Annotated in this window: 16 protein-coding genes; 9 read left to right on the top strand and 7 right to left on the bottom strand. The window is 43.9% G+C overall.

Going from position 1 to position 20,426, the window contains the following annotated elements; genetic code table 11:
• Positions 1-188 precede the first annotated feature (188 nt).
• Positions 189-5,075: a T9SS type A sorting domain-containing protein gene (locus IH597_15915; GenBank protein MBE0663944.1), complete on the top strand. Its 4,887-nt coding sequence runs from the start codon at positions 189-191 to the stop codon at positions 5,073-5,075.
• Between the two features lie 212 nt (positions 5,076-5,287).
• Here the strand turns inward: IH597_15915 and IH597_15910 are convergent, their stop codons facing one another.
• Both IH597_15910 and IH597_15905 read right to left on the bottom strand, forming a co-directional pair.
• Positions 5,288-6,409: a class I SAM-dependent RNA methyltransferase gene (locus tag IH597_15910; GenBank protein MBE0663943.1), complete on the bottom strand. Its 1,122-nt coding sequence runs from the start codon at positions 6,407-6,409 to the stop codon at positions 5,288-5,290.
• Positions 6,410-6,517: 108 nt separating this feature from the next.
• Positions 6,518-7,234 (bottom strand): phosphoadenylyl-sulfate reductase, encoded by a 717-nt coding sequence (locus tag IH597_15905; protein ID MBE0663942.1) that lies wholly within the window; start codon positions 7,232-7,234, stop codon positions 6,518-6,520.
• A gap of 92 nt (positions 7,235-7,326) precedes the next feature.
• Between IH597_15905 and IH597_15900 the strand changes: the two genes are divergently transcribed.
• Complete coding sequence (locus IH597_15900) at positions 7,327-8,685, top strand: peptidoglycan synthetase (GenBank protein ID MBE0663941.1); 1,359 nt, start codon at positions 7,327-7,329, stop codon at positions 8,683-8,685.
• Positions 8,686-8,764: 79 nt separating this feature from the next.
• Here IH597_15900 and IH597_15895 read toward each other — a convergent pair whose 3' ends face one another.
• Positions 8,765-9,316, bottom strand: coding sequence for a hypothetical protein (locus IH597_15895; protein ID MBE0663940.1), 552 nt, complete (start codon positions 9,314-9,316; stop codon positions 8,765-8,767).
• A 173-nt stretch (positions 9,317-9,489) separates the two neighbouring features.
• Here IH597_15895 and IH597_15890 point away from each other — a divergent pair, with 173 nt between their 5' ends.
• The 3 genes from IH597_15890 to IH597_15880 all read left to right on the top strand — a co-directional run bounded on the left by IH597_15890 (position 9,490) and on the right by IH597_15880 (position 10,948).
• Positions 9,490-9,738 carry a hypothetical protein gene (locus IH597_15890; protein MBE0663939.1) on the top strand — a complete coding sequence of 83 codons (249 nt, stop codon included), beginning with the start codon at positions 9,490-9,492 and terminating at the stop codon, positions 9,736-9,738.
• A gap of 62 nt (positions 9,739-9,800) precedes the next feature.
• On the top strand, positions 9,801-10,436 hold the full coding sequence (locus IH597_15885; GenBank protein ID MBE0663938.1) for a nicotinamide mononucleotide transporter: 636 nt from the start codon (positions 9,801-9,803) through the stop codon (positions 10,434-10,436).
• Entirely contained in the window at positions 10,433-10,948 is a 516-nt protein-coding gene (locus tag IH597_15880) for an ATP-binding protein (GenBank protein ID MBE0663937.1), read from the top strand. The genes IH597_15885 and IH597_15880 overlap by 4 nt, the downstream gene beginning before the upstream one ends.
• On the opposite strand, the gene IH597_15875 is transcribed toward IH597_15880, so the two are convergent.
• On the bottom strand, positions 10,929-13,529 hold the full coding sequence (locus IH597_15875; protein MBE0663936.1) for a hypothetical protein: 2,601 nt from the start codon (positions 13,527-13,529) through the stop codon (positions 10,929-10,931). The genes IH597_15880 and IH597_15875 overlap by 20 nt on opposite strands.
• Positions 13,530-13,726: 197 nt before the next feature.
• On the opposite strand from IH597_15875, the gene pbpC reads away from it, so the two are divergent.
• The 3 genes from pbpC (at position 13,727) to IH597_15860 (ending at position 17,756) form a co-directional block, all read left to right on the top strand.
• On the top strand, positions 13,727-16,069 hold the full coding sequence (gene pbpC / locus IH597_15870) for a penicillin-binding protein 1C (protein MBE0663935.1): 2,343 nt from the start codon (positions 13,727-13,729) through the stop codon (positions 16,067-16,069).
• Between the two features lie 40 nt (positions 16,070-16,109).
• Positions 16,110-16,889 (top strand): SDR family NAD(P)-dependent oxidoreductase, encoded by a 780-nt coding sequence (locus tag IH597_15865; protein ID MBE0663934.1) that lies wholly within the window; start codon positions 16,110-16,112, stop codon positions 16,887-16,889.
• A 108-nt stretch (positions 16,890-16,997) separates the two neighbouring features.
• Positions 16,998-17,756, top strand: coding sequence for a hypothetical protein (locus IH597_15860; protein MBE0663933.1), 759 nt, complete (start codon positions 16,998-17,000; stop codon positions 17,754-17,756).
• A gap of 315 nt (positions 17,757-18,071) precedes the next feature.
• Here IH597_15860 and IH597_15855 read toward each other — a convergent pair whose 3' ends face one another.
• From IH597_15855 to IH597_15845, 3 genes are all read right to left on the bottom strand, one after another.
• Complete coding sequence (locus IH597_15855) at positions 18,072-18,986, bottom strand: glutaminase (GenBank protein MBE0663932.1); 915 nt, start codon at positions 18,984-18,986, stop codon at positions 18,072-18,074.
• Between the two features lie 11 nt (positions 18,987-18,997).
• Complete coding sequence (locus IH597_15850) at positions 18,998-19,600, bottom strand: class I SAM-dependent methyltransferase (GenBank protein MBE0663931.1); 603 nt, start codon at positions 19,598-19,600, stop codon at positions 18,998-19,000.
• A gap of 82 nt (positions 19,601-19,682) precedes the next feature.
• The gene (locus tag IH597_15845; GenBank protein MBE0663930.1) at positions 19,683-20,075 is read right to left on the bottom strand and encodes a hypothetical protein; all 393 of its coding nucleotides are present in this window, start codon (positions 20,073-20,075) and stop codon (positions 19,683-19,685) included.
• A 10-nt stretch (positions 20,076-20,085) separates the two neighbouring features.
• Between IH597_15845 and IH597_15840 the strand changes: the two genes are divergently transcribed.
• Positions 20,086-20,256, top strand: a complete 171-nt coding sequence (locus IH597_15840) for a hypothetical protein (protein MBE0663929.1) — start codon at positions 20,086-20,088, stop codon at positions 20,254-20,256.
• The last annotated feature ends 170 nt before the right edge of the window (positions 20,257-20,426 follow it).

The following is a 20,426-nucleotide window of genomic DNA, read 5'->3' as shown; positions in this document are numbered from 1 at the left end:
CGAATTTTATTCTCAACAAAATATTTTCAAATTAGCATCACAGCGACCTGGTCTGTAAATTTCGCAGGAGAAACTATGGTGAACCAACGAAGATATTCATTACTTTAACCTGAAAATGAACCTAATACAAGATATTCATACATAATCAGTGCAATCCACAAAAAGTCTAAACATAAATTCAGAATGACATGAAAAAAATGCTACTCTCCATCTTGCTTCTTGCAGTGGTATTGTTCAACAGTGCAGTGGCCCAGTCAGTTGCCTTGCCCGACCAATACGGCACAGCAGGAACACAGGTTGTCATACCAGTAATGGTTCAGGATTTTGCCAATATCAGCGCAATAACCCTTGATTTCACTTACAACCCGGCCATACTGCAATACCAGTCCTTCCAGAACCCCCACCTTTTTGGAGGGTTTGTAGTAAACGCCCAAAATATGGGTAGTGTAAACTGGCTAAGCCTAACCTGGAACGACCTGACCAATAATCCTATGGGAATAAATATTCCTGATGGGGTTCTGATCAACATTGTTTTTAATTATACAGGAAACGAAAGCGATCTGAATTTTATAGTTAACAATTGTACGGCTCTCAAAATGCCGGCGTATAATGAGGTTCAGCTCGTAACCACAGACGGAAGTATTAAAGAGGAGCCTGAAGCAATTGTTTATATGCTGGATCAGTATGCGCTTCCCGGAGAGGTGAAAGTTCCTTTGATGGCAAACTTTTTCGGGGTCGAATACGGTGTGGGATCGTTCACTTTTTTTATCATCTATGATAACACAAAGCTTACATTTTCAGGACTGGATGATGTTGCATTGCCGGCAGGATCAGTTTTTGTGAACACCATCAGCAATCCTTCCAGGCTTATTGTTGACTGGGTAAACCCTGACCCATTAGGTGGTGGATATACGGCTGATGGCTTATTATTGAACATGGTATTTAATTACACGGGCGCTTCGGATACCGAACTGAAATTTCAGCTTGGAAATTGCGTTGTTGCCAACAACCAGGCCTACGAAATTGATGTAGATTATGAAGATGCCTGGGTGCTTACATGTCCTCCAATCTTAGCAGATGTTACTGTTGTGAACCCAACCTGCGTTGGAAGTAAAGATGGTTCAATCACTGTCAGCAACGCTTCAGGAGCAACATCTTATGAAGTCAATATTGGCGACGGATGGTATCCTTTAAATGGAACGTTTAGTTTTACTGATCTCGAACCGGATACATATACTTTAAACATCCGTAACGCATCAGAACCAGTTTGTACATTTCACCTGGGAGATTATCAAATTGTTGATCCTGATCCGCTCGATGTTTTCTTCACCATTGATGGACAAGCATTGGTGCCGTTTCAGATGATTGAATATTGTTTCAATACCGATCTTATAGCTCTGGAACTGGTGGATGAACAAGGAGGTGAACAGGCTTCAGGTACACCACCATTTTCTGTCACATTTACCATCAACGGTGGTTCTCCCATTGTGATAAACGACATACAGTTCGGTTCAAGCATCAACCTTGTTGGTTATTTGCCACAAGGCCAATTACCAGGTCAGATTGAAGCAGGCACCTATTTTATAGAAGTTACTGAATTGAGCGATTTCAATGAATGCACACTTTCACCCGGGGCGCTTGCATACTATAAGTTTACTATTGTTATTGAAGAGGAGCCTTTGGTTAGCTTTGGTTTTAACGGAGTAGAAGCCGGACATAATGCCAGTTTTACTTATTGTTATGGAGTTCCTGTGGGAGTTTCAATTTATGCAATGTATGGAGGAACTGCTCCTTATACCGTAACCTACGAACTTGATGGTGTTCCTGCAACAGTATATAATCTAAATCCCGGAGACTTTTTATCTGAACCACAGATTTATGCTTCAGGAGTTTATGAGATTGTTGTCACAGATATTATTGACGCAAATAACTGCCATGCGAGTGAAGAATTTCTCTCACTATGTACTGCTTCAATAACCATCAATGAAGCCCTTTCAATTATATGTCCTGAAGATATTGAGGTTTCCAATGATCAAGGATTATGCGACGCCTGGGTTGATTTTGCGGCAGTTGCCGGAGGTGTTCCTACTCCCATTGTATCTTATTCGATTGATGGTTTGATAATTACCTCTCCCCATTTATTCCCGGTTGGAAGTACAACTGTAACTGTAGTCGCAGAAAATATTTGTGGAACTGTAGATTGCAGTTTCGATGTTGTTGTTGAAGATATTTCCGCCCCGGCAGTAATCTGTAGTGATAATCTGGAAAAACCTGCAGATCCCGGTCAATGCGAATGGCAAAGTCAGGCAGGCGATCTCACTTTGGTTTCTGCAACAGATAATTGTGGAATTGCCAGTATAAGCTGGGAAGTGACATTTCCAGCAACAGGGCCTTCAGATCCAGAAATTATTGCCGCATGGGATTTCGAAGATGCAACAAAACTACTCGGAAACCTTCCATATACAGCAGATGAAGGAATACCGGCCAATGCAAACATTGCCACTGTTAATCTAACGGGCGGACCGATTTTTTCTACATGGGTTACTGGTGCAGGTGGATCCGGCACATTTGCCCCTAACACAAATACATGGCATAACGCTGGTAGTAATGCATGGACTATTGTTATCAATACCCTTGGGTACAACAACCTTACCTTGGGTTCAAAACAACAAAGTAGTAGTACCGGCCCACGCGATTTTGTGGTGGAATACTCCCTGGATGGTTTAATTTGGGTCAATATTCCAGGCTCTGCTATTACGGTGGCCAACAACTTTACTTCAGGTGTATTGTCAGGTCTGGCGCTTCCTGAAGTATGTAATAACCAGCCGACCTTACATTTGCGCTGGCTGAGAAGCAGTAATATTGCTGTAAATGGTTCAGCAATTTTAGGTGGTGGCACTAATCGTATTGATGATATAATTATCATAGGAACACCAAACAGTGAAAACAATATTATTGGTACAAATGACGCCAGTGGTATAGCATTTTCTGTTGGGATAAGCACTGTTAGTTATACTGTTACAGATGAGTCAGGGAATGAAACCTCATGCAGCTTTAGTGTCACCGTAAATGATACTGAAGCCCCAGTTACTGAAGCTGATGGAACTTCAACAATTGATTGTATTGCCTCTGCAATTGAACCAGTTGTTCCAAACGCTGTGGACAATTGTGATGGTTCCATTCCGGGGGTTCTGTCTAATATTTTAGATGTTCCGAACCCACTATTATGCAGTGGAACAAGAACATATACTTATTCCTACACCGACTTATCTGATAATACGTCATACTGGACTTATACTTTCACGGTGCTTGCCCCGGTGGTTGTTATGCCGGAAAACGCTGGAATGGAAATCTCTTGTCCTTCGCAGGCTGTTGAGCCAACTACACCAGTAATTGCTGACAATTGCGGACGCAATCTGGAACTTCTGAGCCTGGTTCAAACCTCGGATAACACCGAAGGTTGTGTTGGTGAAATTGTGTGGACTGCAACTTACGAAGATTGCAGCGGAGCGACTTATTTCTGGACTTACACTTACACCGTGCTTGCCCCGGTTGTTGTGGTGCCTGATAACGGTTCTTCGGATATTTCATGTCCTTCGCTGGCTGTAGCGCCAACCAACCCTGTAATTATTGACAACTGTGGCCGCGAACTTGAACTTGTGAGCCTGGTTCAAACCGCGGATAACACAGAAGGTTGTGCCGGCCAAATTGAATGGACAGCCACTTATGAAGATTGCAGCGGAACTACTTATTTTTGGGTCTATACTTACACAGTATTGGCCCCGGTAGTTGAAATGCCTGATAACGGAGCTTCCGTTATTGCTTGTCCTTCGCTGGCTATTGCACCAAATACACCTGTAATTGCTGACAATTGCGGACGCAATCTGGAACTGCTGAGCCTGGTTCAAACCTCTGATAACACCGTAGGCTGCTCCGGCGAAATTGTATGGACCGCAACCTATGAAGCATGCAACGGAGCAACTTATTTCTGGACTTTCACCTATACCGTGCTTACACCGGTAGTTGTAATGCCTGAAAATGGAGTTTCTGAAATTGCTTGTCCTTCGTTGGCCATTGCACCAAATACACCTGTAATTGCTGACAATTGCGGACGCGACCTTGAACTTCTGAGCCTGGTTCAAACCTCAGATAACACCGAAGGTTGCGCTGGCGAAATTGTTTGGACGGCCACTTATGAAGATTGTGCTGGAGCAACTTATTTCTGGACCTATTCCTACACCTTACTGCCTGCTACAGGCCCCGAATTGGTTGATGAAAATGTTGATTGCTCAAGTCTTAATCAAAATGGGCTACCTTTTACACTTGCAGAAGCTGAAATGTTTGACCCCGCAAGTCTGATAGGACAAGTGGAGGCATTGTACACTGATAATTGCGGTGGCGCTGTAACAGCTATCGTTTCATCAGTAACTGCAGGCTCTCCAACAGGACCGAACTCTGACCAATCATGGTTCTTTACCTATGAGTTTACAATCACGGATGTTTGTGGCAACTTTACTGCATGTAATGTTACTTATAGCGGCAGTGCTGTTCCGGAAACCGTGATCATTGACAAAGGCCATATCAGAACCGGGGAAATTGTATGTTATGGAGCAACGCAAACCATAACCATATCCGGGTTATCAGTATATGGTAGCCTGACCTTGATCGCAGGTGAATCTATTCACTTACTGCCGGGTTTCAAGGTCTTTAATCAGGGATATCTCCATGCGTATATTGGTGATAATTATTGTGTGAACCCAGTACCTGTAATAATAGCAAAGGATTTGGAGATTATACCTGACCAATTGCCTGCCAGTGTTATAAATAATGAAAGCTTCTTTAAAGTTTTCCCGAACCCGACATCAGGTTCCTTTATACTGCAGTTAGAGGACGTTGAAAATGAGTCGGCGCTTAAGGTTGAAATCTATAACATGCTTGGCGAAAGACTATTCATGAATGAAATGTCCGGCTATCAGCAATATGAGTTTAATGTTTCTGATTTAACGCCCGGAATTTACATCGTTCGCTGCCTCCATGGTGATAAGTTTGGAACTGAAAGACTGATCAAAAAGTAAACACAGGGTTCAAACCGGCCTATTATTAATGTTGGTTGGTTTGGCAATAAAAAAAGATCAGCGGCAACGCCAGGGCGTTACCGCTGATCTTTTTTTATAACATTTCATTATCTGTTGGCATTAGCAATTTGCCGTTGGCTTCATCCCATTGCCGTTGGCTTTAGCCAACGGTTAAAAGGAAAAAAATACAATCAAGGCTAGCCACATTTTTATCAATTATTGTTTCTTTCAATAAGCGCCAGCGTCTCAACATGCAGCGTCTGTGGAAAAAAATCGTACGGAATTATGCTATGAACCTTAAATCCATTTTTGCTCAGAAAAACCAAATCCCTGTAAAGCGTTCCTGCGCTGCATGATAGATAAGCCATTTTGCCGGGTTTTAGCTGTGCTGCGATCCATTCCGAAACTTCTTTTTCCAATCCGGTGCGGGGTGGGTTCGCATATAAGCATATTTCCTTTCCTTGCATAGCAGATTGGGATAAAAATTCGTCTAACTGCGGAATCCGCTGCGCGCAAGTTCCACGCAAAAGTGTTGCTTGCGGCACGTTGATCTTAGCACATTCAAGGGCTTCTCCACCCAGCTCAACGCCAATAACTGTTGCCCCGGTTTCCGACCATTTTTTTAATGAAGCCCCAATACCACAATACAGATCAATAACTGCATGATTGTTGGCAGACGACAGGAAATCTGATGCTGATTTCAATGAATCGTTGTACAATGTTGGCAGGACCTGTTGAAACGATGAAGGCCCGTAAACAAGGTTTTCATCCGTTACTGAGCGACTTTTTCCGAAAACAAGCTGCCAGCCGCCTTTACCAAATATCTTTTTTCCGGCGCTTGGATGCATGTGTAACCAGAACCCATCAACCCCGTTGCTTTCAAATGCTGACCTAAGATCTTTATTAAGCCAGATCAAATCAACTATTTCCCGGCTCTTGACTACCAGCGTAATTTGTGCCCCTGACTGAATAAAATAAGCAAGTGGAAAGCGTTCAGGTGGTGGTAAGCTTTTGGACAGCAACTGTATGTTCCGGTTTACCATGGTGTTCTGAACCGGGCAATCATGAATGGCAATTACACTATCTATTTTTCTGATCCCAATTCGCCAGCTATCTTCATGGAATTCAGCCGCCAGACAAACTTTTTTTCTGTAATTCCAGCGCTGTTCTTCTGAAGCACTTCTGATTGGATGTAGCAGCTGAGCAAATTCACCCAACCTTTTTTCAAGCCATTGCTGCTTTTGCGCCAGGCTCTCATTCATCGGGAGGTTACGATGCGGACAGGCAGGACATTCCTTAACGCAGCCGGATTTGAGATTTATTTCACTCATCATACTTATGGGGAAACTGAAAATAGAGCGAGGTAAAAAAACCGGATTAAAAATTCAGGAAAGTTGGATTGCAAGAGTCCCTCTATTCAGGATTCTTACTCACAACAGATGTTATTTCAATTTTGCAGCATGCAACCCACATTCCTTGGTTTCCGGGTTTTCCCACCACCAGCGACCGGCGCGGACGTCTTCGCCGGGCTCAATGGCCCGTGTGCAGGGTTGGCAGCCAATACTCGGGTAGCCTTTGTCGTGCAAGCGATTGTATGGCACATTGTTTCGTTTTAGATAATCCCATAACTGATCTTCAGTCCAGTGAATAAGCGGATTGATTTTGATCAGGTTAAATTGCTTGTCCCATTCAAACATGGCTGCACAATTCCTCGTTACCGATTGTTCTTTTCGCAACCCGCAAATCCATGCATCCAGTCCAGAGAATGCCCTTTTGAGAGGTTCAATTTTCCTGATATTACAACACAGCTTGCGGTTCGCAATACTCTCATAAAAAAGATTGATGCCTTTTTCGTTGACCATGTTTTCCACTTGCTGAGTGTCAGGAAAAAATGAACGGATTGGAATTCCGTATTTTTTCGAACTGATATCAATCAAATCGTAAGTTTCCGGGAAAAGTCTGCCTGTGTCGAGCGTAAATACATTCGCGGTTTTATCAATTGCAGCAATCATGTGAAGTATTGCCTGATCTTCGGCGCCCATGCTGGTTGAAAATGCAATTTTATCGCCGAAAAATTTCAAGGCCCATGAAATTACATCTTCGGGTTTGGCTGAGTTGAAAAGCTGGTTCCAGTCTGAAATGAGTTGCTGTTGATTCATATTTTTTTATTTTCAGTGGCAAATTTAATGATTTCTATGAACCCGGTTCATTTCTTACTTTTGTCGCCTGCTTATCAAGCTAAAACAAAGATATGAACTATCACTTCATTGCCATTGGCGGCGCCGTGATGCATAACCTGGCCATTGCCCTGCATCATAAAGGCCACGCAATTACCGGTTCGGATGATGAAATTTTTGACCCTGCCAAAGCACGGCTGGATGCTTTAGGCTTATTGCCGGAAGATGTTGGTTGGTTCCCTGAAAAAATCCACCAAAATCTTGATGCCGTCATAGTTGGGATGCACGCGCGGAATGATAATCCTGAACTGCAGGCGGCAATTGGATCAGGTGTAAAGGTTTATTCCTTTCCAGAATTTTTATACGAACATGCACGCAATAAAAAGCGGATTGTGATCGGTGGAAGTCATGGCAAAACTACCATCACAGCCATGATCATGCATGTGATGCGGCATTTCGGCCTGGAGTTCGATTACCTTGTTGGGTCGCAGGTGCAGGGATTTGATGTAATGGTGAAAGTGAGCGACAACGCCCCCTTCATGGTTTTTGAAGGAGATGAGTATCTCACGGCTCCTTTCGATCCCAGACCCAAATTTCATTTGTATCATCCGCATGTGGCGCTGATCAGCGGAATTGCATGGGATCATATTAATGTTTTCCCCGATTTCGACGAATATGTTAAGCAATTCTGGTTGTTTGCCGGAATGATTGAGCCGGGCGGATCACTGATCTATAATCAGGAAGATCCTTTGGTTCGCGACATTGCTATGAACTTACTGCATGATATGGTTCGCATTGCTTATAATACTCCTGAATACTTTGTGAGGGATGGTGTGACCCACCTCCAACACAACGATAAAGTTTACCGGCTTAAAATTTTTGGCAGGCATAATATGCAAAACCTTGCCGGCGCCATGAAAGTTTGCAGTGAGTGCGGAATAAGCGACGATGATTTCCTGGAAGCCATAAAGACTTATGAGGGCGCAGCACGCCGGCTGGAATTAATTGCTGCGAAGGATCAAACCCATATTTATAAGGATTTTGCCCATTCGCCCTCAAAACTGAAAGCAACAGTAACAGCTGTAAAAGAGCAATTCCCTGAATCAAAACTTGTGGCGTGCATGGAGTTGCACACTTTCAGCAGTTTGAGTGGTGGTTTCCTGCAAGAGTATAAAGATTGTATGCAACATGCCGATGAAGCCATCGTGTATTTTAACCCACATACAATAGCCATGAAAAAACTGCCTCCCATCAGTGAGGAAGATGTACGAGCTGCGTTTGCCAAGGAAGGATTAATGGTTTATACCGATTCGAAGAAGTTGTTGTCCGCTCTGGAAAACAAAAACTGGAACCACGCCAACCTGCTGATGATGAGCTCCGGAAACTTCGATGGAATAGACCTTAATTTACTGGCAAACAAAATTCTTGATTGAGATTATTCCCATTCCAGATATTTTGGCAACAAGGCAACCCGACGGGGTCTGAAAGACCCGTCGGGGTTTCAAATTTAAGCTATTCCCAGGCCTGGTAATTAGGCAATAGGCTGATAGTTGTTTCGTCGGGTTCGGTAACTAGTGTGGTTAATTCAAGCTTGTTGAACTTTGAAGGCCAGATGATTACAGGAACTTCCTCGCTTCCAAAACTACCATTTGAACTAAAAAAACTCTCAGAGTTCAGGCATTGGCAAAGGGCATACATATAATACGAATCCTTATCAAACTGATGTAACTTGGCAGCGGCAAGGTCGGCGAATTCAATAATCACTTCTGCGCAGAGCATCTCATTTTCCTCGTAAAGTCGTTTACCTGTCACAACAGCCATTGGATATTCATCTTCCAGCTCGCTTCCATACAAATAGGAATTGACAAGCTCGTCAAAATCCGTTTCGGAAACATCCGCTTCCTCATCCATCACCGACATAATGTTGATATAACGAATGGTGAGTATGCCCGAATTCTCTCCTGTGAACTCAAATACATACTCCTTTTTCTCTACAGTCAGACATCCACCGAGGAGAACAGAAATAACGAACAATGCTGTAAGCATGCTAAAAATTTTCTTCATGATAATGGGTTTTAAGGTTGCACCAAAGGTAGCATCTTTTTTATGCTATTTTTGCAAACCAAAATAATTTCAGATCCAAAATTCAAATCCTGAATCCATTTTGGTGACAAAGGCAATCTTGTCTGTAAAATTTTGAATCTCAAATCCGGAATCTTGAATTATAAAAATTTGCTATGAATATCTCCCTCGACATCAGTTATTACCCGCTAAACCGTGAACACATTCCTCCGATCCTGGATTTTATTGAGCGGATCAAAAGCCATCACGATCTTTTGGTTCGAACCAATGGACTGAGTACACAGGTATTTGGTGATTTTGACAAGGTGATGGATACAGTTAAAGACGAAATCCACAAATCATTTGAAATACCCAATTCGGTGTTCGTAGTAAAGATTGTGAATGTTGACCAAAGCGCCTTTTAATTAGCTAACTACAACCTATTTGCTTCTTACCATCTCCAAAGCAATGACTTAATAAAATCTACATGATTCTACTTTCCTTTTTTGATCTCTTCTATCAAAACGTACTTGCAACCACCTGGCTCGAAATAATCGCAGTTGTTTTTGGCCTGCTGAGTGTCTGGTATGCGAAAAAAGCAAACATCCTTGTTTACCCCACTGGAATTGTTTCGGTATTAATTTATGTGTACATCTGCTTTTTCGCGAAGCTGTATGCCGATATGGGCATCAACTTCTTTTATTTTGTGATGAGCGTTTACGGCTGGTATAACTGGACCCGGAAAAGGCCCGGCCAAAAGGTGATCAGTATTTCATGGAATTCAAAAAAGGAACAATGGATCGGCATTATAGCAACCGTTGTGGCTTATTTTGCCATTTTAGGATTGATATGGGTTTTCAAACGGGAAGACACTGAATACATGAACTCCTATATCCCTTATGTGGATTCATTTACGACCTCTGTTTTTCTGATTGGTATGTTGCTGATGGCGCGCAAAAAAGTTGAAAACTGGATTTACTGGATTATCGGCGATATTGTTTCAATACCACTATATTTTATGAAAGGCCTGGTGTTTACAAGTTTTCAGTATGCTGTATTCCTGCTGATTGCAGTATTAGGGTATATTGAATGGAAGAGATTATACAGGGAAATCGAAGCATGAGCAAAAGAATTGCCATTACCGGGCCGGAATCAACCGGGAAGTCATCACTTGCCAGCGAACTGGCAACCCATTATGAAACAACCTGGGTTCCTGAATTTGCACGCGGCTATTTATCAGATCTCGGAAGGCCATACAATTATGATGATATCCTTGTTATTGCCATGAACCAGTTTCGCTTGAACAATGAAGCTACTCAGTTAGCAAACCGCTTTTTGTTTTGCGATACCGAACTTATCGTTACCAAAATCTGGTGCGAGGTTAAATACGGAAAATGCCATCAATGGATCGAAGAGCACATTCTCAAACAAAATTTCGACCTTTATTTATTGACAGATATTGACCTTCCGTGGGAACCAGATCCGCAGCGCGAACATCCGCATATGCGGCAGCATTTTATGGAGCTTTATATAGATGAATTGGAGAGCCGGCATTTTCCATACCGTATTATTGCTGGCCAACAGGAGGAAAGGCTTAAGAATGCAATAACCGCTCTCAATGAGATTGTCGGTTAATTGTATTGCAAAAGTGTAATCTCCCTGACAAAGTATTATTCCTGAACAGTAAATCCGCTGATTGCAACACCTTTAACGTGAGGCTTTCCGAAAGCTCAGGATGGCTATCAAGGTAGCTGTTTACAAGTTCAGCAACTTCAACGATTTGGTAGTTGCTTAAAGTAGCATCCAGCCAGTTTTTCGGGAAGAAAATATCACCAGTGCGTTGAATTTCTTCAAGCATTTCAAGGCTTTCAGCGATATACTTTACACTTCCTCCATCGCGCAATGGATGATGCAGATAGTTCAACGCTTCAAGAACCCAGGGTTCAGGGTTGCGGTTTTCAGGCTTTTTCAGGCTCTCAAAGAAGCCGTCCCTTTCAGCTTGGTTACCAGAAAGCGCAGGCATGATAAATTCCAATTTCTTTTTGCGATCGGGGTTTTCAATGCGTTGTAATTCTTTCTCAAGTATTTCCTTGCCGTTTTCTGAACGCAAAGCAATTTCGCAAGCCAACACTGTGAGGTTCTGATCACTGATACTAAAACCAGGAACTTCCGTTGTTTTATTATACAATCCAATCATCTGATTTATGCTTTCCTGACTTCGTGCAACAACAAGCCAGGCATCCAGAAAAACCTGTTTGCTTTCATTAGGAACCGTCACCAATTTCTCCCAAAGCAATGCTTCAGTGCGCGAAATGAAGACATGATGATTTTCACGGTTCAGGAAATTCCTATGCATTATCACTAAATTATTCGTTAGATAATTCAGGATTTGAGCATTGGTTTCAGTATCCAGTGCCTCGAAGAGGAGTTCAAAGTAAACTTCCTTGCTAAGACCGGTATTCAGAAAGTCCTCATGAATGTTGATGAATAATGCTGCACGAAGGTTCTCATTGCTTATATCATTAATATTTTGCATAAGAAATTCTTTGTCCTGATCACTGGTTGGAAAATATCCATAGCCCATGCCCCCTCCATTGAGCGAGATGCAAAGCGGCAGCCGTTTGGCTTCAGGCATTGAAACCGTAAGTTCGGGTTTATCGAACCAGATATTCTGCTGCACTGAGCCGGAAGCGTAAACCATTCCTGCGCTCAGGAGCTGCGAGGGAAAAGGATTCATTTCTGCAGCATTTACCTGTTTTATTTTCAGTGTCTTTTCCTGGGTTCGCACTTCGGTCTCAATTTCATACTCAATCCTGGGCATTCCCTTGCCATATACCCAGGCCTGACTCCATTTGCTAATATTTTTATCGCTATGGCTATCGAAAATCTCAGCGAGATCAATCCAGTCAGCATTTGCATGAGAAAAACTGAGCAGGTATTCCTGCACTGCTTCCCGGAAATTATCAGGCTGCATGATCTCTTCGAGTTGCCTGAAAATAATTGGAGCCTTGTTATAGATGACGGGGCCGTACAAACTGCCTGCCTGGTTCATATTGAGGAGTTGCTGTTTGATAGGATGTGTTCCCGCGCTGCGGTCAATGGAATAAGCCCTGGGATAATGTGATAGCATAAATTGCAGCTCGTGGTTTATCTCCTGAAACTGCGGTTCAATCATTTTATCAGCCATAAAGCCGGCAAATACTTCCTTAAGCCAGACATCGTCGAACCATTTCATTGTTACCAGGTTTCCGAACCACATGTGTGCGGTTTCGTGAGCAATGAGACTTGCTTTACGAAGTTGTTGCGTAAGTGGCGCAGATTCATCAAGCATCAGTCTGTCGTCGCGGTACCAGATAGCGCCCGGATGTTCCATGCCGCTGTATTGAAATCCCGGAATTACAGCAATATCAAACTTTTGGTATGGGTAGGGGATGCCGGTATACTCTTCGAGCCAGGCCAGGGATTCAAAATGCTGCCGGAAAATCCTATCCGCATTTCTTTCCAGTTTTTCCTGATCCGGTTCTCGATGAAACACAGTAATGCTCCTCTCTCCGTTGCTGTTGGTAAGCCTTTGAAATTCTCCGGCTGCGAACGCAAAAAGGTAGGTGCTAATAGGTTGCTGCATGGAAAAATGCAACTCCTTTCTTCCGTTGGCTGATTCTTCGCCAGTTAACGGTCCATTGCTGATGGCTGTCCATGATTCCGGAACGTCAAGGGTAAGGTTAAAAGTGGCCTTTAAATCAGGCTGATCGAAACAGGGAAAGGCCGTTGATGCGCGATCCGGAACAAACAAGGTGTACATGAAATCATCCGAGCGGTTCAAGGCCTGGTTTGAAGAAATAAACTCAAGCTCAATCTTGTTCCTCGCCGGAATGATATAATCGGATGGGATCAAAATATGCTGGTTCATATAAGTGAAATCAGATGCATTTCCATTGACAACCACGTTACTTACCTGATCGGCACCTGGCTGAAAATCGAGGTTGATACCGTGCAGGGATTTGCGGTGTTTGAAGTGAATAATAGCTTTTCCTGTTATTGCTTCCTCAGGGTTCTCAGGTATATTGAACCATAAATCGTAATGCACTTCAGAAATATTCTTTGCGCGGTATTGTGCCAGTTCAATGGAAACCCCAGGTTTGTAAAAGGAGCGCGTTCGCTGGCAAGCCGGCAAGATTAGGATAAGTATAAGTGAGAGAATATATAATCGGATCATTGTGTAGATTTTTATTTATGAATTGCAAACGTACATTTTTTCCGCTTTTCACTTAGCATGAACAATTGTCAACGGCAATTGATTTATTTCTTCCTCACCACCCAATCGCCTTTATCGTTTATTACAAAACTCCTACCTTCGCCATCACTCAATGCTGTGCCATGAATCGGAGGTTTAAACCAATCCTGCTTTTGCTGTTGCCCTTGTTGTTGTTGCTGAGCTTTCTGAGCATTCGTGTCGGCGAACTTTTTGACGACCCAACATCCACAGTTCTGCTTGACCGGCATGATGAATTGCTTGGTGCAAGAATCGCCGCCGACGGACAATGGCGTTTCCCGCACAATCATTTGGTTCCGCAAAAGTTTGAAAAATGCCTCATTGCTTTTGAAGATAAGCGATTTTACTACCATCCTGGAATAGATCCGATTGCTGTGTTAAGGGCATTGCGTTCAAATATTAAAGCAAAAGCCAATGTAAGCGGTGGCAGCACAATTACAATGCAGGTTATCAGGCTTTCACGAAAAGGCAAGCCTCGAACCATTGGTGAAAAACTTGTGGAGGCTGTGATGGCATTGAGGCTGGAAGTCCGGTTCAGCAAAAAAGAAATATTATCGCTTTACGCTTCCAATGCCCCTTTTGGTGGCAATGTGGTAGGGTTAGATGCAGCAGCCTGGCGATATTTTGGCCGCAATGCGACTGAACTTTCCTGGGCAGAAGCTGCTACCCTTGCTGTTTTGCCAAACGCACCTTCCATGATTCATCCGGGTCGTAACCGCGAATTGCTGATCCAAAAACGCAATCTGCTGCTTGAGCGTTTGATGAAGAACAAAACGATTTCAGTCGAAGATTATGAACTTGCCTTGCTTGAAACGCTGCCCGGCCAGCCTTTGAGCCTGCCCATGGATGCTTTCCATCTTCTTGAAAGAATGCATCTTACCCAGCCGGGCACCATCGTGCATTCTACCCTGCAAGCCGGCTTGCAGCGCAACGCAAACCGAATTGTGAATAACTACGTTGCACAATATCGTTCCAATCAGGTTCACAACGCTGCCGCCCTCATTATTGATAATCGCAGCGGCGAAGTGATAGCCTATACCGGTAATGTTTTCGACCCTCAGAACATGGTTCCCGGAGCAATGGTTGATGTGATAACCGCGCCCCGCAGCGGTGGCAGCATCCTCAAACCCTTCTTGTTTGCCGGCATGCTTCATGAAGGATTGATGAGCGAGAAAACACTGGTAGCCGATTACCCTTTTCAAACTCCGGGTTTCAATCCGCAGAATTTCGACCGCCGTTTTGATGGCGCTGTGCCAGCCTACCGTGCCTTGCAGCGCTCGCTGAATGTTCCTGCTGTACGCATGTTGCAGCAATTTGGCGTTGAAAAGTTTTATTTTCTCATGCAGCAGCTTGGCATGCGAACCCTCAACCAGCCGCCTTCACATTATGGCCTTTCCCTTATTCTTGGAGGAGCCGAATCAACGCTGTGGGATGTTACAGCTATGTATGCGCGGCTTTCCAGGACCTTGATAAATTTTTCGCAATATGACGGCCTGTATCTTCCCGCTGATATGTTCGAGCCCATTTTATTGCTGCCTTCTGAACCAGTGGGAAATACCGATATTGGAAAAACCCGCCAATTGCTTGAACCCACAGGAGTATTGGATGCATCAGCCATTTGGGTCACATACAATGCATTGCTTGAGGTGAACCGCCCGGAAGAAGAATCGGGCTGGAAGATTTTTAACAATGCCCGGCGCATAGCCTGGAAAACCGGAACAAGCTATGGCAACCGCGATGCCTGGGCCGTTGGAACCACACCTGAATTCACAATTGGAGTCTGGATCGGAAATGCAAGCGGCGAAGGCCGGCCCAACCTTACCGGGGTTGGTTTTGCCGCACCGGTTTTATTCGACCTTTTTGGCTTACTGCCCCACACCTCCAGCTTCCCGCAGCCTTATGACGATTTGGTTGCTGCAAACATCTGCAGACAAAGCGGCCATATTGCCGGTGTTTTCTGTACCGAAACCGATTCAGTCTGGATCCCGCTCAAAACGCTGCGAACCATCAGTTGTCCTTACCACACCGCGGTGCATCTTGATGCAACAGGCAGGTTTCGGGTAAACAGCAATTGCTACGAAGTACATCGCATGCAAAAAAAATCATGGTTTATTCTTCCTCCAGCCATGGAATGGTTTTACCGTGCACACAACCCTGATTACCGTCCGCTACCACCTTGGTACGCCGGATGTGATGCCACACTAGGCCGCAACCCCATGCAATTGATTTACCCTGCCGGAAATGTTACAGTGAGCATCCCCCGTGAGCTTGGAGGCGACAAAGGAAAACTTGTACTTCAGGCGGCGCATCGAAATGCGGAAGCAGTCATCTTCTGGCACATAGATGGGGAATATATTGGCGCTACGCATACTGAACATTATCTTGCAATCAGCCCGGCTCCTGGAAAAAGAAAAGTGGTGTTGGTTGATGAAAGTGGATACAGGCTTGAACAGGAGTTCACTGTTGCCCAGGGTTCGGAATAAACCCGGATTTTGTATTTTTGAGCCTTAACACACTAAGCCCATGAAAATAGCAATCGTTACCGGCGCTTACGGCACCATCGGAAAAGCCATTGCAAATGGCATCGCCAAAACGCTCAACTATAGAGTTATTATGCTTGGCCGTGATCCGGTAATGCTCCGGAATGCCGCTGAGGATGTCAGAAAACAATCCGGCAATACTGAAATAATTGAAGGCTTGCTTGACCTTTCGTTGAAAAAGAACATCGAAGCATTTGCAGAAACGATTTCGGAACCGGTTCATATCCTGGTAAACAATGCATCCACAACACCGCGTCAAAGGCTCGAAACTGAAGAAGGCATTGAAATGCAATGGGCGGTAAATGTGCTGGCTTACTTTCGTATGATCCATGCTTTTACACCACATCTGGCAAAAGCCGCTGGCGCCCGTGTTGTGAATGTGGCAAGTTATTGGGCGGGCGACCTTGATCTAAGCGATCCTGAATTCAAACGCCGCAATTATCACAACGATACTGTTTACCGTCAGAGCAAGCAGGCGGATCGGATGCTTACACGCTCATTTGCCGAAATGCACCAAGGCAAAAACATAAGCGTGAATGCATGCCATCCCGGCGATGTGAACTCAAAGCTGAGCAACAACCTGGGATATGGTGGCCATGAAACACCGGAACAAGGCGCTGATACTCCGGTTTGGCTCGCACTTTCACAGGAAGTGGATGGGATCACAGAAAAATACTTTGAACACCGGCAGAAAACTGATTGCAGATATATGAGTGATGAGGCCAGTGTGAAAAAGCTTTTTGATATTTGTAGCAGATATTAACCGCTTCGATCGGATCGCTCCAAGCGATCCTACCGATAAGCTACAACGGTCTGACCGCTCGAAGCGGTCGAATCGGAAGAAAAGATATAAATCACTAACCAACAACCAATGACTCCAAAACCTGAAAAATCTAAACCATCGGATAAATCCAGGCTAAAGAAAAAGCCCAAATTTATCTCCGGCATTCACAATTATTGCGACCGATGGTGCGAAAGATGCCGTTTTACTGAGCGCTGCAGGGTTTATTACAGTGAACAGAAATACAAAGAAAAACATCCTTACGAAGATGATGATGCGGATGCTTTTTTCGCCCATCTCTCGCACATTTTTGGCGAGATAAGTCAAATGATTGAAAAGAATGCTGTGGAGATGGGAATTGATCTTGATGAAATTAAGAAGGAAGCAAAAACCCGGACCAGGGGTGACAGGCTGAAACATCCTGTGGTTGAAATCGCTGACCAATACGGTAGGAAACTTCATGAATGGTTAAATCAGAAAAGGGAAAATATCAGGCAAACCGCAGAAACTCTAGCTGCGATCTCGGAGGATGAGGCAAGCAAGTTTATTGATTCAGTTGACGTAGTTAGCTGGTATTTGTTTTTTATTGCGGTAAAACTAAGCCGCGCAATAGGCAAAGACGATCCGGACGATGAATTTGAAAGATACGATATGCTTGGTTCGGCCAAGATAGCCATTATTGCAACTGAAAGGTCAATTGCAGCATACTCTATCATACTCAATCACATGCCCGAAGAAGAAGACAGCCTGCTTTGGTTTCTGACCAGGCTCGAAAAAGTCAGGCGCAGTTGTAACGAACTGTTTCCGGATGCAATGGATTTTATCCGACCCGGACTTGATGAAAAGTAAAGCTTTGTCTCATTCGGTTCACAAGTTATAATGAACAAAGATTTTCATTAATACCGATTAGACCGATCGAAGTGGTCGGATCGGAAAGCCGCAAACGATCTGACCGCTCCAAGCTGTCGAACCAAGGAGCGAGAACCAAGGATGTCTCTAAAGTTCGTATCTTGTCATCCTGAACGCAGTGAAGGATCTCTTCTAAGCTTCAAAATCAGATCCTTCGTTACACTCAGGATGACAAAAAAACAGTAAAATCAGAAGCTTTCATATGGCCACGTAAGAAGCAAAAGAATGGTCTGTTTTCCAAGAAAATAATCCTGATCAGAAAATTGACTTGGCTGTATAAGTTGTAAATAGCTCCAGCGCCATGATCCCGGCAAGTGAATTTCCCGCTGCATTCAACCCTGGCGACCAAACAGCAACAGTGAGTTCCCCGGGCATGATGGCTATAATGCCACCCCCAACGCCGCTCTTTCCCGGCAGTCCTACCCGGTATGTGAAGTCACCGCCTTCGTCATATAATCCGCAGGTTTGCATCAGGGAATTGATGCGTTTAGCTTGTCGTGGTCCGCAGATGGTGTTGCCTGTGCATGGGTCAACACCATTGTTGGCAAGAAAGAGTGTTGCACGGGCAAGGTCGTGACTGTTCATACTGAGAGAACATTGGTGGAAATACAAATCAAGAACCTCTTCAACTTCGTTTACAAGGTTGTTGTAGCTTTTCAGAAAGTGAGCCAGGGCTGCATTGCGGTGGCCACTTGCTTTTTCTGATTGCGCCACTCCTTCATCGTACTCAACTCCTGGATTGCATGAACAACTTCTCACAAACTTTAGCAGGTCATTCTTTGGATCATGGTTCTCGAGAATAATGCAGTCGGTAACTACCAACGCTCCTGCATTTACAAATGGGTTGCGGGGAATACCATGCTCATATTCCAGTTGCACCAGTGAGTTGAAAGGGTTTCCGGAAGGTTCACGGCCCACACGTTGCCAGAGTGCATCGCCGATGCGATCCATTGTCATGGTAAGGGTGAAGAGCTTTGAAATACTTTGCAAACTGAATGGTTTGAATGCCAGTCCGCTAGTATATAGTTCACCGCTTACCGTGCAAACAGCCATCCCGAACTGATCAAACGGAACCTTAGCCAAAGCAGGAATATAATCAGCCACTTTGCCCTGCGATAGCAATGGTTCAACGTCAAGCGCTATCTTATCTATGATTTCCTGGTAATTCATGCGAGCCGGTTTTAATTTCTTTTTATTCCTGTGAACCTGACAACTTCCGCCTGTCCGTGATGATGCGTTCCCTCATTCAATTCAACTGTTAATTCCAGGTTTTCTGTGATCTCAATCAATTTGAAATCATTGGCAAGATGGTTGGCCGTAATCAGTAGATCAGGGTTTTTTGGCCCTCCGGAAGTATTGTTCAACTGTCGAAGGTGGAATGCCTCAATCAGCACTGTTCCTCCGGGTCTAAGCCATTGGATGAGTTTGGTATGAAAATCTGAACGAAAATCCGAAGGCAAATGAAAGAAAACCATTGTGATCAGATCAAATTGATTCTTGCCCGGATCATATTCCGCTGCATCGGTCACAATATAATGTATGGCTACTTTGTGTTTTTCTGCCAGCTTCATGGCCTTGTTTCTGCCGGCCTCACTCTGATCAAAAGCGTAAACCTCCCAACCAAGTTTTGCTGCATAAACGGCATCCCTGCCTTCTCCGGCGCCGGGTATCAGTATTCTGCCTGGTTTCATGCCATCAATAATCTGCCTGAACCATTCACTGGGCTCTTCACCATAAATATATTCTTCGACTGAGAACCGCTCATCCCAGAATTCTTTTTGCATTTGTTTGATCGTTAGTTGAGAAGGGCAAAATTACCAAAAATAACAAGGAGGATAAGTTTGGTTGCTAAAGCATAAGCTTTCTTTAAATGTCCTTTTGATTTGGGGCAAGGAACTTTTCTTCACCCCAGTAGCAACAGTAGATCACAATAGAAAAACCCACATAGAAATCTCCAGCCTGCAGGCAAGCAAAATCTTTCTTAGAACAAACCTTGGAATTTAGGGCTTGGAGCTTGAGTCTTGGAACTTGGGTCTGTTCATATTGATCCAATATCTCAAGCGCATGGCTGTAATCATTAATAAAATGCAGTAATCCAACCGCTTCCTCTTTTTCCAGCGCTTTCCCTTCGGTGATCCTTCCAATATACCTCACCACGTTCACCAGTTCCAGCAACTTCTCTTTCACCACTTTCGTTGCCCAGATGCGGAATTGGGCGCCACGAATGGATTTACCCGATAACCTACTTAAATTATACATTCAGGTTATAATGCTCCACCTGGTAAACTTTGCCATCATCAAAGTCGTCGCAAATGTTGCGACAACTGATCCTTTGGATTTCACCTTCACGAAAAGCATTATTTATTATATGTTTGAGATGCATGTTAAAGAAAGAGGCAGGGACGGCATCTGGAAATTTATTGTGCAAAACATGCACTAACCCCCTCCTTATTGGCGGATTTTACTCTGTGGCGATAAAAGGTAATAATTTCGATTCAGGATGAATGCATTATAATTGTATTATCTCAAAAGGTAAATTAGATTGGACTCTAAGCTTAATTTTGAAAACCCAAATTTAGAAACTCTTCCCAGATTAACGACAGGATATTT

The organism is Bacteroidales bacterium (genome assembly GCA_014860575.1).
Taxonomy (GTDB): Bacteria; Bacteroidota; Bacteroidia; order Bacteroidales; family JAAYJT01; genus JAAYJT01.
Note: the sequence above shows the minus strand (reverse complement) of the source record. Positions and strands in the feature narration are given on the sequence as shown.